Here is a 16,107-nt window from a genome sequence, read left to right on the forward strand (position 1 = left end):
AGCGGCGGTGAACGGCTTCAGGCCGGATGCGGCAGACGGCGCAGGATGAACTCAAGATCGTTGGTATCCCCCACCGGGAACAGGTACTCGCCGGCCTTTTCGAAACCATACCGGGCGTAGAAACGCTGGGCACCGAAGTTTTCCGACCACACACCCAGCCACAGCGTGCGCGGGCCGTCGCGTTCCAGCCAGGTCAGCGCGGTTTCCAGCAGGCGGCTGCCCCAGCCGCAGCTCTGCTGCGTCTTGACCAGGTACAGGCGCTTGAGTTCGCCGTCACCGGGCTTCACGTCCGGGTGCGGCAGCCCACAGGGGCCGGCGGCGGCATGGCCGACCGCCTCCCCATCCAGCTCCAGCAGCCACACCGCGTAATCGGGGTGGCCCAGGATCGTGCGCTGGCGCTCGACCGTGTAGGACTCGTCGATGAAGTCCTGCAGGTCCTGCGGCGGATACAGATGTCCGAAGGTCTCGGTGAACGTGCGCGCGGCCAGCGCCGACAGGGTCGGCGCGTCGTCCACAGTGGCGCGGCGGATCGAATACATGGGTCGAGTTGACGTCAGGACAACGGTTCGGGTCAAGCCCGCTCCGCCGGTTCCTTGTCGTCCTCTTCCTCTTCCTCTTCCTCTTCTTCGTATTCCTCGTCGTCCTCTTCTTCCTCGCCTTCGTCCTCTTCTTCGCCTTCCTCGTCCTCGTCGTACTCTTCCTCTTCGTCGTCTTCGTAATCCTCGACGCCGAAGTCTTCACCGTCCCAGCGACCTTCGCCGTCGGCGACGAAGGTCAGGGCCATGGCCGACGGGTTGGTACCGACGCGGACCAGCCAACCACCGAAGACACGTGCACGCTCGGTGACCAGGTTGGCCTCGGAGCCTTCATTGCCCAGCTTTTCCCACTCCAGCGAAAACGCAAACTCGGTCATTGCCTGGATCTCCTGATCAGTTTTTCTTGGGGCGAACCTGGATGTGCACTTCGGCCAGCTGCTCGTCGACGATCGGCGACGGCGCGTCGGTCATCAGATCCTGCGCACCGGTGGTCTTCGGGAACGGGATGACGTCGCGGATCGACTCGGTGCCGGCCATCAGCGCGGCAATACGGTCGATGCCGAAGGCGATGCCACCGTGCGGCGGCGCGCCGTAGTTCAGCGCGTCGAGCAGGAAGCCGAACTTGGCACGGGCCTCTTCGGCACCGATGCCGAGCAGCTCGAACACCGCGCTCTGCATGTCGGGGCGGTGGATACGGATCGAACCGCCGCCGATTTCATTGCCGTTGAGCACCATGTCGTAGCCGCGCGAAACGGCCGTCTTGGCGTGCGCGCGCAGATCGGCGATGTCGTCCACGGCCGGCGCGGTGAAGGGGTGATGCAGGGCGACGTAGCGCTGCGCTTCCTCGTCCCACTCGAACATCGGGAAGTCGGTGACCCACAGCGGCGCCCAGCTGTCGGCGACCAGACCGAAGTCCTTGCCGGCCTTCAGGCGCAGCGCGCCCATGAAGTCGGACACCTTGTTGTAGCCGCCGGCACCGAAGAACACGATGTCGCCGTTGCCGGCGCCGACGTGGGCCACCAGCGCGGCGAAGCCTTCTTCGCTGAAGAACTTCTGGATCGGCGAGCTGATTTCACCGTTCTCGCCCACCTTGATGTAGGCCAGGCCCTTCGCGCCGTACTTGGCGGCGTGCGCGGCGTACTCATCGATCTGCTTGCGCGACAGGCTGGCACCACCCGGGATGCGCAGCGCGGCGACGCGGCCATCGGCATCGTTGGCAGCAGCAGTGAACACCGGGAATTCGCTGGTCTTGACCAGTTCGGCCACGTCCACCAGTTCCAGCGCGATGCGCAGGTCCGGCTTGTCCGAACCGTAGCGACGCATCGCCTCGGCCCAGGTCATGCGCGGGAAGCTGGCCTCCAGTTCGACGTCGACCACTTCCTTGAAGATGCCGCGGATCATGTCTTCGACGAAGTCCTGCACGTCGCGCTCGCGGACGAAGGCGAACTCCATGTCCAGCTGGGTGAATTCCAGCTGGCGGTCGGCACGCAGGGCCTCGTCGCGGAAGCAGCGCGCGATCTGGTAGTAGCGGTCGAAGCCGGCCACCATCAGGATCTGCTTGAACAGCTGCGGGCTCTGCGGCAGGGCGTAAAACTCGCCCGGGTGCATGCGTGCCGGCACCAGGAAGTCGCGTGCGCCTTCCGGGGTGGCCTTGGTCAGGATCGGCGTTTCGATGTCCTGGAAGCCCTTTTCGTCCAGGTGGCGGCGCAGGGCCTGCACCAGCTTGATGCGGGTGCGCTGCATGCGCTGCATTTCCGGACGGCGCAGGTCCAGGTAGCGGTACTTCAGGCGGGTTTCTTCGCCCGGGTTCTCGTGCGCGTGGAACGGCAGCGGCGCGGCCTTGTTCAGCACGGTGATGGCGGTGGCGATCACTTCCACCTTGCCGGTGCGCAGCTTGTCGTTGACCGCATGGCGGGCGCGCACCACGCCTTCCACCTGCAGCACGTCCTCATAGCCCAGGCTGGCGGCCACGGCGAACACTTCGGCGTTGTCGAGCTCCACCGTCACCTGCACGATGCCTTCATGATCGCGGAGATCGATGAAGCAGACGCCGCCCTGGTTACGGGCCACGTCGGTCCAGCCGGCGAGGGTGACAGTCTGGCCAATCAGGGTCTCATCGACCAGGCCGCAGAAGTGGGTACGCATGGGGGGAAAGCTCCGCTGGAGAACGCCGGCGCCTGATGGGGGCCGGAAAGCCTCTTATTCTGCGGCCGAGGCCCCGGCCGGGGCAAATGCAGACGGTCACGCGGGCTTGATCGCCCCGGTCCTTATAGTCGCGCACCTACTCCCGTATGGGGATGTCGCCATGAAACCGCAGTCCCTGGCCAGCCTGGCCGTGATCCTCGGTACCTTTACCGCGCTCGCCCTGCCCTCCGCCCCTGCCGCCGCGCAGGACGGGGTGGTCCGCTGCGAGAGCCAGAACAACCGCGAACGCGTCTGTAACACCGGTTGGCGCGACGCGCAGCTGGTCCGCCAGCTGTCCGGCTCGGCCTGCGTGGAGGGCCGCACCTGGGGCACCCGCAATGGCAGCATCTGGGTCAACAACGGCTGCCGCGCCGAATTCACCCAGGGACGAGGTGGCTGGGGTGGCGGCAACGGTGGCGGTTGGGGAGGCGGCAACGGCAACGGCGGCACCGTGCGCTGCGAAAGCCAGGACAACCGCGAACGCAGCTGCCCGGTCGGCTGGCGCAACGCGCGCGTGGTCCGGCAGATATCCGGCACCCAATGCGTGGAAGGCCAGAACTGGGGCGTGCGCAATGGCGCCATCTGGGTCAACCGCGGCTGCCGCGCCGAGTTCGCAGAAGCCCGCGGTGGCTGGGGCGGCGGCAATGGTGGGGGCAATGGTGGGGGCAATGGCGGCGGCTGGGGTGGCGGCAACAGCAACTACAGCGTGACCTGCAGCAGCAACAACAACCGCCAGCAGAGCTGCAACTGGGATGAACGCCAGGGCCGGCCGGTGCTGCAGCAGCAGCTGTCCGGAAGTGCCTGCCAGGAAGGCCGGACCTGGGGCTACTCGCGCGGCAACGTGTGGGTCAGCAATGGCTGCCGGGCGCGCTTCGGCACGCGTTGAGGGCAGGGTCGCATCCCTGGCCGACGGCCAGGGCTCTGCCCCTTGGATGCGTGCAATGCTGTGGTCGGAGCCCTCCACAGGAGGGATCCGACCCCGCAATCAGGGTGCCGGCGAAGCCTGATCCCCCCAGGGGGCGGGCGGCAGTGCGACCGGCTTGCTGAGGTCGAACTGGACCCGGAATCGACGGCCCTCCGGACGGGTCAGCTCGTAGACGAAGCGCTGGTCCGGCTCGATCTCCATCGCCCAGGTGTTGTGGGTTGAAGCCAGCATGTCGGCACGACGGAACATCGCCACCGATTCGCCATCGGCGGGGAACTGCTGGCGTTCGGCGGTGCCCGGCGGCTTGCTGTCGCCACCGTACAGGGTGATCGCATCGGGGCTGCCATCGGCATGGCGGTGGTCGTGCTTCAGGCGCACGCCGTGCTCGGTGCGGGTCAATACCCAGGTGCGCGAATGGTCATCGCCCACGTGGAACGGGATGCGCAGCTCATGACCCGGGTCGGCACAGCCACGCACATGCATCACCAGCTTCTGCCCGGCAAAGGGATCGTTGCCGGTGGGCGCCGGCGTGTCTTCCACCACCTTGCCCTCGTAGGCCTGGCCGCAATGGGCTGCGATGGCGGCCATGAAGGCGTCGGCCGGTGCGGTCGCCAGATCGTGGTTGACCGTATGCGATGGCTGCGAGCAGGCGGCGAGGCCGAGCAGGGCGATGGCGGAAGCAACAGCGGCGATCGGTTTCATGCCCCAACCCTAACGGCCATGGCCGATGCGCGCAAACCGCACTCTCTGGATCTGCCTCAGCGCTCGGCTGCAGGGGCGACGGCAACCACCTCCGTCGCCGCCACCGGCGCATCTTCGCCCTGCCCTGCCGGCTCCTGCTCCACCGGATCGACATCGAACGGCGTGCGGAACACCAGCGAGGGCAGCAGCGTGGTCAATGCGGCGTACAGCAGCAACGCGCCGAACAGCACCGCCGGAATCTGGAAGCGATCGCGCATGATCGCGGCCAGCACCAGGGTGAAGATCAATGTCGGTGCCAGCGCCAGCGACACACGCAGGCTGCTGCGGAAGCTTTCGCCGAACATCACGCGGCGCTGCAGCCAGACCACCGCGATGCGCAGCGGCAGCACCACCAGGGTGATGACGATGCCCAGCCCCAGCGCTTCCCAGCTCAGCGCTTCGCTGGGTACCTTGGTGCCGGCGTTGAAGAAATAGAACGGCACGAAGAACGAGGCGAACAGACGCAGCGCATGCAGGTTTTCGTGCGAGGCCAGCAGCGGCATGCGCTGGTGCAGCAGGCGCGCGACCAGGCCGGCGATGAAGGCGCCGACCAGGTAGTACACGCCCAGCAGGTAGGTGATGTACGCCGCCACCATGCCGACCATCACCAGCAGCGAGAATTCCGAGCCCGGCGCATGCGGTGCGACCCAGCGACCGAGCGCGATGAACACCAGCGGCAGGCCGACCATCATCGCCAGCAGCGCCGTGCTGGACAGCGCCATGTGCGCCGGATCCCCCGCCTGCAGCACGATGAACAACGCCGCCAGGGCCAGCAGTTCACCGGCAATGGCCTTGCTGGTGACCCAGAACCGTTCGTCCTCGCTCAGCCCCAGCCGCGACAGCGAATCCATGATGAAGCCGGTGGACGGGGTCAGCAGCGCCAGCGCGAGCAGCCCTGCCGCCTGCCATGGCAGACCGGCGTAACGCCAGGCCAGCCAGCCGACGCCGAACAGGGTCGCACTGCGGATGAGCAGATGCGCCAGCAGCGGCCACATGCCGCGGCGCAGGGCCTGCAGGTCCACTTCCAGGCCGGCGAACAGGAACAGCGAAGAGATGCCCAACGTGGCCAGCAGTCCGATGACCGCGTCATGCGCCTGGTCGCCCAGCCAGAGCATGCCGATGATGCCGAACAGCAGGCAGGTCAGGGGCGCGGGCAGGCTGAACCGCTGCAGCGCGCGCGGGATCACCAGCAGCGCGAAGATCAGCAGCAGGTAGACCAGTTCATGACTCATCGGCGACTTCCATGTGGATCGAAGGCGCGCAGGATGCACGCCTGCGCGCGATGGGACAAGTAGAACACTGCTGAAAATCAGCCCCTGCCCTGCGACACCCAGGCACAGCCGCTGCGGTCAGGCGATCAGTGCATCGGCGATGCGACCGACCTGCGCAAGCACCGCCGCGCGCTGCTCGAAGCTGATCGCGCCCGCCTGCAGATAGGCCGTGACGATCCACGGCGAACCACCCTGCACCGGCCACAACACGGCGATGTCGTTGCGGGCGTCTTCACCATTGCTGCCGGTCTTGTCGCCCACCCGCCAGCGTTTGCCCAGGCCTGCACGAAGGCAGGCATCGCCGGTTTCGTTGTCGATCAGCCAGTCGGCCAGCTGCTGGCGTGAGGCCGGCTTGAGTGCATCGCCCAGCAACAGCCGCTGCAGCGTCGCAGCGATGGCCGCCGGGGTGGTGGTGTCGCGTGGATCGTCGATGGCGAAGCTGTTCAGTTCCGGCTCCAGGCGATCGCTGCGGGTGATCGTATCGCCGCTGGCGCGCAGGAACACGGTCACTGCCGGCGGCCCGCCGATCGCCGCGAACAACAGATTGGCGGCGGTGTTGTCGCTGGTGATCAGCGTGGCCCGGCACAGGTCACGCACGGTCAGGTCCTTGCCGACGTGGCGGCGGGTGACCGGCGCGTGCTCGAGGATGTCCTGCGCCCGCACCGGCAGGCGCTGGTCCGGCAGGTCTGGATCACCCTCGGCCTGCTTGAGCACCGTGGCGGCCAGCACGCTCTTGAAGGTGCTGCAGAGCGGAAAGCGTTCGTCCTGGCGGTGACCGAGGCGGCGACCACTGCCGGTGTCGAGCAGGGTCACGCCGAGTCGACCGCTGCACGCCTTTTCCAGCGCGGCGAAATCGCTGGCGGCGGCGATGGCGGCAGGGGTTGGCGCAGCGGCCATGGTTGTTGTGGCGGCACGGGCGAGCAGCGGTGCCGCGAGCGCGGAAGCGGCGGCAGCTCCACTGAACTGCAGGAATCGGCGACGAGCGAGCATTCGGGTTCTCCTGGGCGAATTCCGATTATCGGAGGCCATCAACGCTGGCTACCAGCGCGGATTTTCAGGAGGAGACATTAATTTAATTCATGTATAGCGCAGATATTCTGCCGCCATTTCAAAGACACCCGCCAACCAGATACGATCAGCCATCATTCCGGCTCACGGCTCACGCATGCTCCACCCCACCCTGCCGCTGAATGCGCTGCGTGCCTTCGAAGCCGCTGCCCGGCACCAGAACTTCACCCGCGCTGCTCTGGAACTCTGTGTCAGCCAGGCCGCGCTGAGCCACCAGATACGCGGGCTGGAAGACCGGCTGGGCGTCCGCCTGTTCCATCGCCTGCCCCGCGGCGTGGCACTGACCGAGGAAGGAGCAGCGCTGTACCCGGTGCTGAATGAATCCTTCGAGCGCATATCAGCCAGCATCGGCCGCTACACCGGTGGCCCGGCGCGGGAAGTACTGACGATCGGCGTGGTCGGTACCTTCGCCACCGGCTGGCTGCTGCCGCGGCTGGCCGCGTTCGACGCCGCGCACCCGGATATCGAGCTGCGGCTGCAGACCCACAACAACCGCATCGACCTGGCCGGTGAAGGCCTGGACCTGGCGATCCGTTTCGGTGATGGCGACTGGCAGGGGCAGACCTGCACGGCGATCCTGGATGCACCGTTCGCGCCCTTGTGTGCGCCGGCACTGGCGCGGCGACTGAAGCATCCGCGCGACCTGGCGACCTTGCCGCTGCTGCGTTCGTACCGCAGCGACGAATGGCCACGGTGGCTGCAGATGGCCGGAGCCAACGGCGTGGAAGCACGCGGCCCGGTGTTCGATTCGTCGTTGACGCTGGCCGTGGCTGCCGCTGGTGGCGCAGGCGTGGCCCTGCTGCCGCTGCGCATGTTCGAGGCGGAGCTGGCCGAGGGCCGGCTGCTGCAACCGTTTGCCACCACGCTGGAACTGGGCCGCTACTGGCTGACCCGGCTGCGCTCACGTGCCGAACGGGAACCGGCCAAGCGGTTCCGCGAATGGCTGCAGGCGCAGGGATGAAACACGCGCGCCGCGGGTAGCGCCGGGCCATGCCCGGCGAGCGCAGCGGATGGGAAAAGCCGCCGGGCATGGCCCGGCGCTACCGATGGAATCAGGATTCCAGCAGCTCCATCCAGGCCGCTTCGGCCTTTTCCAGCTGCGCGGCGGTGGCTTCGCGGTCGCGACCGAGCACGGCCATGCGCGTGGCATCTGCGTAGTTGCTCGAGTCGGCAAGCTGCCGGTCTAGTTCGGCCAGCACGCCTTCCAGCTCGGCGACCTTGGCTTCGGCACTGGCCAGCTTGTGCGGGTTGACCGGCTTCTTCTGCACCATCTGCGCGACCGGTGCGGTCTTGACCACCACCGGTTCCTCCACCTGCTCCATGCGTACCTTGGTGCCCTGCGCCTGCGGACGCGTGCGCAGCCAAGCGGCATAGGCATCGAGGTCACCGTCGAACGGCTCGACCACGCCATCGGCCACACGCCAGAAGGTGTCGCAGACCAGGCCGATCAGATGGCGATCATGCGAAACCATCACGATCGCGCCGTCGAAATCGGCCAGTGCTTCAGCCAGCGCTTCGCGCATTTCCAGGTCAAGGTGGTTGGTCGGTTCGTCCAGCAGCAGCACGTTAGGCTGCTGCCAGGCGATCAACGCCAGCGCCAGGCGTGCGCGCTCGCCACCGGAGAATCCATCCACCGGTTCGAAGGCACGGTCGCCCGGGAAATTCCACTTGCCGAGGAAGTCGCGGAACGACTGGTTCGGTGCATCCGGGGCCAGGTCGCGGAAGTGTTCCATCGGCGACTGGCCTTCATGCAACGACTCGACCGTGTGCTGGGCGAAGTAGCCGATGCGCAGGTCCGGGTGCGCGGCGCGCTCACCGGCGATCGGTGCCAGTTCGCCCACCAGGGTCTTCACCAGCGTTGTCTTACCGGCACCGTTGGGGCCCAGCAGGCCGATGCGCTGGCCCGCTTCCAGGCCGAAGCCCACGTTGTGCAGGATCACCGAGTCGCTGCCGTAGCCGGCCTCGACGTGGTTCAGACGGATCAGCGAGAACGGCAGTTTGGCCGGCGGCGCGAACTCGATGCGGAACTCGCGCTCGGCGCGCACTGCTTCGGTACCGGCCAGTTTGGCCAGGCGCTTCATCCGGCTCTGTGCCTGCGCGGCCTTGCTGGCCTGGGCCTTGAAGCGGTCGATGAAGCTCTGCAGGTGGGCGCGCTCGGCCTGTTCCTTCTCGTGCGCGATCTGCTGCTGGCGCAGCTGTTCGGCGCGCTGGCGCTCGAAGTCGGTGTAGCCGCCCGGGTACAGCTTGGCGCCGCCACCGTGCAGGTGCAGGGTGTGGGTGGCCACGTTGTCGAGGAACTCGCGGTCATGCGAGATCAGCAGCAGGGTACCCGGGTACTTCAGCAGCCACTGTTCCAGCCAGTACACCGCGTCCAGATCCAGGTGGTTGGTCGGTTCGTCGAGCAGCAGCAGGTCGCTGGGCATCATCAGCGCGCGGGCCAGGTTCAGGCGCACGCGCCAGCCGCCGGAGAACGAGGACACCGCGCGGTGGTGCGTTTCGGCCGGGAAACCCAGGCCATGCAGTAGCTTGCCGGCGCGCGCTTCGGCGTCGTAGGCGTTCAGCTCGGCCATGCGCGTATGCGCCTCGGCCACCGCTTCCCAGTCTTCACGGGCGGTGGCTTCGGCCTCGGCAGCCAGCACGGCGGCAACCTCGACGTCACCGCCCAGCACGAAGCTCAGCGCCGGGTCCGGCAGCGACGGGGTTTCCTGGGCGACGCTGGCGATGCGGATCTTGCCGGGCAGGTCGACGTCACCCTTGTCGGCCTCCAGCTCGCCCTTCACCGCCGCGAACAGGCTGGACTTGCCAGCACCATTGCGGCCGACCACACCCACCCGGTAACCGGCGTGCAGCGTCAGGTCGACATTGGACAACAGCAGCCGCTCGCCGCGGCGCAAGGCGAAATTACGAAGCGAAATCATGGGGGGAGGCGTCCATATAACCGAATGGAATGTGCTGGTAAGCACTGTTCCTGCGACGCAATTCTAACGTTAACGAATACTTGACGCGCCCCGGGATGCGCGGCGGGCGACGTTCCTCTCTCCCACGTCCTGTCCGCGCGCCTCCCGGGCCCCCTCCCCCGTCACTGCCTGTCGCAGCTAAATGGTTGCTGCTGCAACGTTTTTTCTGATGGCCGGCATTTGACAGGCACTGAATATCCCGTTAATTCCTGTATTGCGCACCGCAACAACCGTCGTCCGCTCACCCCCGTGATGTCGATTCCGGTGCCATCCCGCCAACCGGAGCCCCCTCCCGATGACCCGCAAGACCAGCCTGATCGCCGCCGCCGTCGCTGTCGCACTCGGTGGTTCTCCGTTCGTTGCCGCCGCCCAGCAGGCCGGCACCGCCGCCAACACCCTGGATACGGTGATCGTCACCGGCACCCGCGTGGCCGACCGCACGGTCGCCGAATCGCAGTCGCCGATCGACATCATCACCCCCGAGATCCTGCAGTCCACCGGTACCGGTGAGCTGGCCACCGCGCTGTCGCGCGCGCTGCCGTCGCTGAACTTCCCGCGCCCGGCACTGACCGACGGCACCAGCGGTGTGCGCCCGGCACAGCTGCGCGGCCTGTCGCCGGACCAGGTGCTGGTGCTGGTCAACGGCAAGCGCCGCCACACCTCCGCGATGATCAACGTCAACGGCAGCATCGGCCGTGGTTCGTCGGCGGTGGACATCAACGCGATCCCGATCGCCGCCATCGAGCGCGTCGAGGTGCTGCGTGACGGCGCCTCCGCACAGTACGGTTCGGATGCCATCGCCGGCGTCATCAACATCGTGCTGAAGGGCAGCGGCAGTGGCGGCAGCCTGGCCGTCGACTACGGCCAGTATTCGGCCGGCGACGGCAACAAATACCAGCTGTCCGGCGATACCGGCGTGGAGTTCGGCAACGGCCGTGGCCGCGTGCACGTGGCCGGCCAGATCAGCCAGCAGGACGAGAGCGACCGCGCCGGCCCGTACCGCGGGACCACGCCGAACACCGGCAACTTCCCCAGCGTTGGCCAGACCACCTTCATTGTCGGCGACCCGAAGGTCGACGCCACCGCTGCCTCGGTCAATGCCAGCTACGACTTCAGCGACCACGTGACCGGCTACGCCAGCGCGCTGCTCAGCAACCGCGACATCACCTCGTTCGCCTTCTACCGTTCGCGCAACCACAGTGGGCAGACCGCGCTGCTGGCGCAGACCTACCCGGACGGCTACGTGCCGCAGATCAACCAGTACTCCAAGGACCGTTCGCTGGTGGCCGGCGTCAAAGGCAACACCGACAACGGCTGGACCTGGGACCTGAGCCTGAACCACGGCGAGAACACCCTGGATTTCCACACCCGCAACAGCATCAACTACAGCCTGGGCGCCACCAGCCCGCGTTCGTTCTACGACGGTACGCTGAAGTACCAGCAGGACATCTTCAACGCCGACCTGACCAAGTCGCTGGACTGGGGCCTGGCCTATCCGGTCACGCTGTCCTTCGGCGGTGAGTACCGTCGCGAGAAGTGGGACCAGAACCCGGGTGAACTGAACTCCTACACCGGCACCGGCGCGCAGGGCTTCGCCGGCTTCACCCCGACCAACGAAGTGCACACCGACCGCCACAATTACGCGGTCTATGCGGGCCTGGAAGCGGACCTGACCGAGAAGTTCTCCGCCGGCATCACCGGCCGCTACGAGGATTACTCGGACTTCGGCGACCGCTTCTCCGGCAAGTTGTCCGCGCGCTACGCGTTCACCGACAAGGTCGCGCTGCGGGCAACCGCTTCCAGCGGCTTCCGCGCGCCGTCGCTGCCGCAGCAGGGCTACCAGGCGGTGACCAGCCAGTTCACCAACGGCGTGTTCGTCGAACGCGGCACCTTCCCGACCACCAGCCAGGCCGCACAGGCGCTGGGCGCTTCGCCGCTGAAGGCCGAGACGTCCACCTCCTACAGCCTGGGCCTGGTGCTGCAGCCGATCGACCGCCTGTACGTCACCGTCGATGCGTACCAGATCGACATCGACAACCGCATCGCGCTGTCGTCCAGCATCACCACCAACGCCGCCTCCAGTGCGCTGCTGTCCGGGCTGGGCCTGCCGCAGGTCACCGCGTTCTCGTACTTCACCAATGGTCTGGACACCCGCACCCGCGGCGTCGACTTCGTGTCCAGCTACACCGTGCCCTTCAGCGCCAGCAGCCTGGAACTGACCGCGGCGTACAGCTACAACGACACCGAAGTGCAGCGCGTGGGCGGCACGCCGGCGGTGTTCGGCACGCTGGGCCTGACCCAGTCGCTGATCGGCCGCGATGAGATCGGCCGCATCGAAGACAGCTACCCGCACGACAAGACCATCCTCAGCGGCACCTGGCGCTCGGACCACTGGGAGCTGGGCCTGGCGGCGACCCGTTACGGCAAGTTCACCGTGCGCAACTCGGCCACGGCCGCGCGTGACCAGGCCTACGGCGACAAGTGGGTGCTGGATGCTTCGGCCAGTTACAAGCCGAGCGCGAACTGGACGCTGACGGTGGGCGCCGACAACCTGCTGAACGAGTACCCGGACCGCACCGAAGATCTGCAGAACTCGACCTTCGGCATGCTGCCGTACAGCAACTACTCGCCGTTCGGCTTCAATGGCGCGTACGTGTACGGGCGGATCAAGTACAACTGGTAAGCGGTAACGGGCGTGCCGGGCCCTGCCCGGTGGCTGCTCCACACGCCCGCCGGCTTTGCGCCCGGCGGGCGTGGTCGTGAACGCATGCCGGCGCCCGCTCATGCGTCCGGTTTCCAGACTGTGCCCTGCCGCACGCGCGTCTCAGGTTGTCCCGTGCATAATCACCGGATCAACGAAGGAGCCGCTCCGTGACGAGAGCCTGCATCACTCGCCCCCATGTGCACGCTGCGCTCGCGTGGGTTGCGTTGGCGGCCTCCCTGTCAGGGTGTTCAGGAGATCACGTGAAACCCAGCTATTCCAAGTCGAGCCTGGAGCCGGTCGTCGTCACCCAGCTCTCCGCAGCGAAGCTCCAGGTGCAGTTCAATGAGCCGATGGAGAGCCTGTACTACGCTGCAGGGATGAGCTATGTCGTGGAGGGCGGCACCATGAAGGTCGTTGTTGATCGCTGCCCCATATCCGGCGAATGCAAAACCATGCTGCGGCGTGACGTAAAGCCCGGCCCTGCAGGCCCAGCCCGTCAGGAAATTCCCTTGATGGCGCCGCGCGTGGTGATGGTGTTCGCCGATGGCGAAGCACAGATTTTTCCATAGGGACATCCCATGAGCGACAAGGTCGTCCTCGGCATCCACAGTCACGTGGACCCCAATACGCAGGGGTCGTTCAATCAGTTCGTGGACGGCCACGCCTGGATCTCGGTGACGCGAAACGGCCAGACGACGTTCCATGGCCTGTGGCCAGACGACCATCCGCGCGTTGAGGACAATGGCCCACGTTCGGACATCCGCGAAGGCATGGAAGCCCGATCCACACCTTCGGCCTCACGCTTCTACGAATTGACCCCCGAGCAGGTCAAGCGACTTGACCAGGCCCTGGGCGAAAATGTCACCTGGTCATATGGCAATACCTGCGCATCGTGGGCGACCAGTACCGTGAACAACGTTACTGGGCAGTCCCTGGATGCAGGCGAACTGATGTTCACCGATACGCCGCGGGAGCTGATCGAGTCCATTCGCAAGGCAGAGCGCCTGCAGCCCACCAGTCCTTCGCAGCCGCAACCGGCAGCCGAACGGCCGGAAACCAGCATTCCATCGCTGAGCGATGCCTCGAACTCGCTACACCAGCAGGCCCTCGCGGGCGTCCACGCGCTGGACGCTTCGCTGGGTCGCGTACCCGATGAATCCAGCCAACGCATGGCGGCCAGCCTCACCCAGCTTGCCCGGACACAGGGTCTGGACCGGATAGACCATGTGGTACTGGGCTTGCCGACGGGCCAGTCCCCTCGGCCGGAGAACATCTTTGTCGTCCAAGGAGCCTTGGATGACCCGGGCCATCTGCGTGCCCACATCAACATTGAAGCGGCACTTCAGCAGCCCGTTGCAGAGTCGCTGCGGCAGATTCACCAGTTGGACAGGCAGTTGGCCACTTCGCCGCCGCAGGTCGAGCCGGCCCTGGAAGAGATCCAGCGCCGGCAGATGGTGTGATCGTCGCTACGCGTGGAGCACTCCACAGGTAGACGCCGTCAGGCCCGTCAGGACCTGCCGGCCCTCACCACGCCTTGATACCCCACCCGTACAAGCTGTCCACGCAACGATGCGATACGCTGAATGGGTTTGCCGTATCTGGCCGCATCGGTGAAAATCGGGGTACCCCCCCTGTTTCCTGCGAGAGCCGATGCACCATGACACCGACCTGATCAACATCGTTGCCGTTGGTCTCGGGCTCGCCTTCATCTTCGGCGCGCTGGCCAACAAGCTGCGCTTGTCTCCTCTGGTCGGTTACCTGGTTGCTGGCATCTGCGTCGGCCCGTTCACTCCGGGCTTCGTCGCCGACCAGGCATTGGCCAACCAGCTGGCAGAGCTGGGCGTGATGCTGCTGATGTTCGGCGTCGGCCTGCACTTCTCGCTGAAGGACCTGATGGCGGTCAAGGCCATCGCCATTCCCGGTGCCATCGGCCAGATCCTGGTCGCGACCCTGCTCGGCTGGGGCCTGGCGGCATTGATGGGCTGGCCGGTCATCCATGGCGTGGTGTTCGGTTTCGCGCTAGCCACGGCCAGTACCGTGGTGCTGCTGCGCGCGATGGAGGAGCGCCGCCTGCTGGAAACCCAGCGCGGCAAGATCGCAGTCGGCTGGCTGATCGTCGAAGACCTGGCCTGCGTGCTGGCACTGGTGATGATGCCGGTGATGGCCGGCGTGTTCGGGCCCGACGCGGCCAATGAACACCACACCATCGGCAGCGTGCTGGCCAGCATCGGCTGGACGTTCGTGCAGCTGGGCCTGTTCGTGGCGGTGATGCTGGTGGTCGGCCGCCGGGTCATTCCGTGGATCCTGGAGCGCATCGCCGGTACCGGCTCGCGCGAACTGTTCACCCTGTCGGTGCTGGCGATCGCGCTGGGCGTGGCGTTCGGCTCGGCGATGCTGTTCGGCGTATCGTTCGCGCTGGGCGCGTTCTTCGCCGGCATGCTGCTCAATGAATCCGAACTCAGCCACAAGGCGGCCAGCGATTCACTGCCGCTGCGCGATGCATTCGCAGTGCTGTTCTTCGTCTCGGTGGGCATGCTGTTCAATCCCAGCATCCTGATCGAGCACCCCTGGCAGGTGCTGGCCACTGCCGGCATCATCATGTTCGGCAAATCGGCGGCAGCGTTCTTCATCGTGCGCGCGTTCGGCCATCCCACCGGCACCGCCTTGACGATCTCGGCCAGCCTGGCGCAGATCGGCGAGTTCGCCTTCATCATCGCCGGCCTCGGCGTGACCCTGAAGATCCTGCCGCCCACCGGCCAGGCGCTGGTGCTGGCGGGCGCGCTGATCTCGATCATGCTCAATCCGCTGGTGTTCGGCCTGCTCGACCGCTGGCTGCTGAAGCACCAGGAAACCACGCCCACGGCAGTGGAGACCGAGCTGCCTCCCGGACCGTCGCTGGACCTGCACGACCATGCCATCGTCATCGGCTACGGCCGCGTCGGCAGCGCGCTGGCACAGGTGCTGCGCGACCGTGGCGTGCCGGTGATGATCATCGACGACAACAAGGAACACGTGGCCGAAGCGCATGCGGCGGGCCTGCCCGGCATCCGTGGCAGCGCCGCTTCGGACAAGGTGCTGGCCGAGGCCCATCCCGAGCGCGCGAAGATCGCGGTGCTGGCGATCCCGCAGCCGCTGGAAGCCGGTGAGACACTGGCCAAGCTGCGTGCGATCAACCCCAACCTGACCCTGCTGGCGCGCGCGCACAGCGATGCCGAAGTGAAGCATCTGCTTGAACACGGTGCCGACGGTACGGTGATGGCCGAGCGCGAGCTGGCTTACTCGCTGGCGGAAATGGTGATGGCGACCCCGCCGTACCGCAGTCTTGGGCAGCACAGCATTCCGGTGGTGTGAGGGGGGTGCGGCAGGGCTGCGCCCTGCACCTGCGGTAGTGCCGGCCGCTGGCCGGCAACCTCAACAGCAACAGCAACAGCTAAAGCTGGCTTCCTGTGGGTTGGCGGGGTGGCATGGCCTGCTCTTGGTGGGTGTCGACCTTGGTCGACACGTCGATCCACGCCAGGCGTGGATGTTCTTCGTTCACTCGTCGAAGAATTCGATTTCGATTGAGATTCATCCACGCATGGCGTGGATCTACCGGGGTTGGTTGCGCCCAAAAAAATCCCCGGCCGACCCGCATCGGCCGGGGATGATATCGCCACGCCCTTGGAGAGCATCTCTACCGTAGCGCGTTCCTGCAGCGATGGTGATCGCCTATGGCGATGAC

At 66.4% G+C, this 16,107-nt stretch carries 13 protein-coding genes; 6 read left to right on the forward strand and 7 right to left on the reverse strand.

The genetic code is table 11. The features are described 5' to 3' along the window. Positions 1–17: 17 nt before the first annotated feature. From AC27VL_RS10805 to aspS, 3 genes are read right to left on the reverse strand one after another with little or no spacing between them, the layout of a single operon-like run. Positions 18–539 (reverse strand): GNAT family N-acetyltransferase, encoded by a 522-nt coding sequence (locus AC27VL_RS10805; protein WP_180165680.1) that lies wholly within the window; start codon positions 537–539, stop codon positions 18–20. A gap of 32 nt (positions 540–571) precedes the next feature. After that, positions 572–913, reverse strand: coding sequence for a DNA primase (locus tag AC27VL_RS10810; protein WP_488766373.1), 342 nt, complete (start codon positions 911–913; stop codon positions 572–574). Positions 914–929: 16 nt separating this feature from the next. Further along, positions 930–2,681, reverse strand: a complete 1,752-nt coding sequence (gene aspS, locus AC27VL_RS10815) for an aspartate--tRNA ligase (RefSeq protein WP_089236568.1) — start codon at positions 2,679–2,681, stop codon at positions 930–932. Positions 2,682–2,841: 160 nt separating this feature from the next. On the opposite strand from aspS, the gene AC27VL_RS10820 reads away from it, so the two are divergent. Beyond that, positions 2,842–3,606: a DUF3011 domain-containing protein gene (locus AC27VL_RS10820; protein WP_488766375.1), complete on the forward strand. Its 765-nt coding sequence runs from the start codon at positions 2,842–2,844 to the stop codon at positions 3,604–3,606. A gap of 99 nt (positions 3,607–3,705) precedes the next feature. On the opposite strand, the gene AC27VL_RS10825 is transcribed toward AC27VL_RS10820, so the two are convergent. The 3 genes from AC27VL_RS10825 to blaL2 form a co-directional block, all read right to left on the reverse strand. Then, entirely contained in the window at positions 3,706–4,347 is a 642-nt protein-coding gene (locus AC27VL_RS10825) for a hypothetical protein (protein ID WP_165377909.1), read from the reverse strand. A 56-nt stretch (positions 4,348–4,403) separates the two neighbouring features. Next, positions 4,404–5,618, reverse strand: coding sequence for a cation:proton antiporter (locus tag AC27VL_RS10830; RefSeq protein WP_191078223.1), 1,215 nt, complete (start codon positions 5,616–5,618; stop codon positions 4,404–4,406). Between the two features lie 117 nt (positions 5,619–5,735). After that, on the reverse strand, positions 5,736–6,647 hold the full coding sequence (blaL2, locus tag AC27VL_RS10835) for a L2 family extended-spectrum class A beta-lactamase (protein ID WP_488766378.1): 912 nt from the start codon (positions 6,645–6,647) through the stop codon (positions 5,736–5,738). Between the two features lie 175 nt (positions 6,648–6,822). Here blaL2 and ampR point away from each other — a divergent pair, with 175 nt between their 5' ends. After that, positions 6,823–7,686, forward strand: a complete 864-nt coding sequence (gene ampR, locus AC27VL_RS10840; RefSeq protein WP_488766380.1) for a LysR family transcriptional regulator AmpR — start codon at positions 6,823–6,825, stop codon at positions 7,684–7,686. Positions 7,687–7,777: 91 nt separating this feature from the next. Here the strand turns inward: ampR and AC27VL_RS10845 are convergent, their stop codons facing one another. After that, positions 7,778–9,643 (reverse strand): ABC-F family ATP-binding cassette domain-containing protein, encoded by a 1,866-nt coding sequence (locus tag AC27VL_RS10845; RefSeq protein ID WP_099820896.1) that lies wholly within the window; start codon positions 9,641–9,643, stop codon positions 7,778–7,780. 334 nt (positions 9,644–9,977) lie between these two features. Between AC27VL_RS10845 and AC27VL_RS10850 the strand changes: the two genes are divergently transcribed. The 4 genes from AC27VL_RS10850 (at position 9,978) to ybaL (ending at position 15,737) form a co-directional block, all read left to right on the forward strand. After that, positions 9,978–12,365: a TonB-dependent receptor plug domain-containing protein gene (locus AC27VL_RS10850; protein ID WP_488766382.1), complete on the forward strand. Its 2,388-nt coding sequence runs from the start codon at positions 9,978–9,980 to the stop codon at positions 12,363–12,365. A 281-nt stretch (positions 12,366–12,646) separates the two neighbouring features. After that, positions 12,647–12,955, forward strand: a complete 309-nt coding sequence (locus AC27VL_RS10855; protein ID WP_488766384.1) for a hypothetical protein — start codon at positions 12,647–12,649, stop codon at positions 12,953–12,955. Positions 12,956–12,964: 9 nt separating this feature from the next. Continuing rightward, the gene (locus AC27VL_RS10860; RefSeq protein WP_488766386.1) at positions 12,965–13,846 is read left to right on the forward strand and encodes an XVIPCD domain-containing protein; all 882 of its coding nucleotides are present in this window, start codon (positions 12,965–12,967) and stop codon (positions 13,844–13,846) included. A gap of 190 nt (positions 13,847–14,036) precedes the next feature. After that, a complete protein-coding gene (ybaL, locus tag AC27VL_RS10865) occupies positions 14,037–15,737 on the forward strand; it encodes a YbaL family putative K(+) efflux transporter (protein WP_191078227.1) in 1,701 nt (566 codons plus the stop codon). Positions 15,738–16,107: the final 370 nt, after the last annotated feature.

This window comes from Stenotrophomonas sp. 14P6.2.3, from assembly GCF_057799055.1.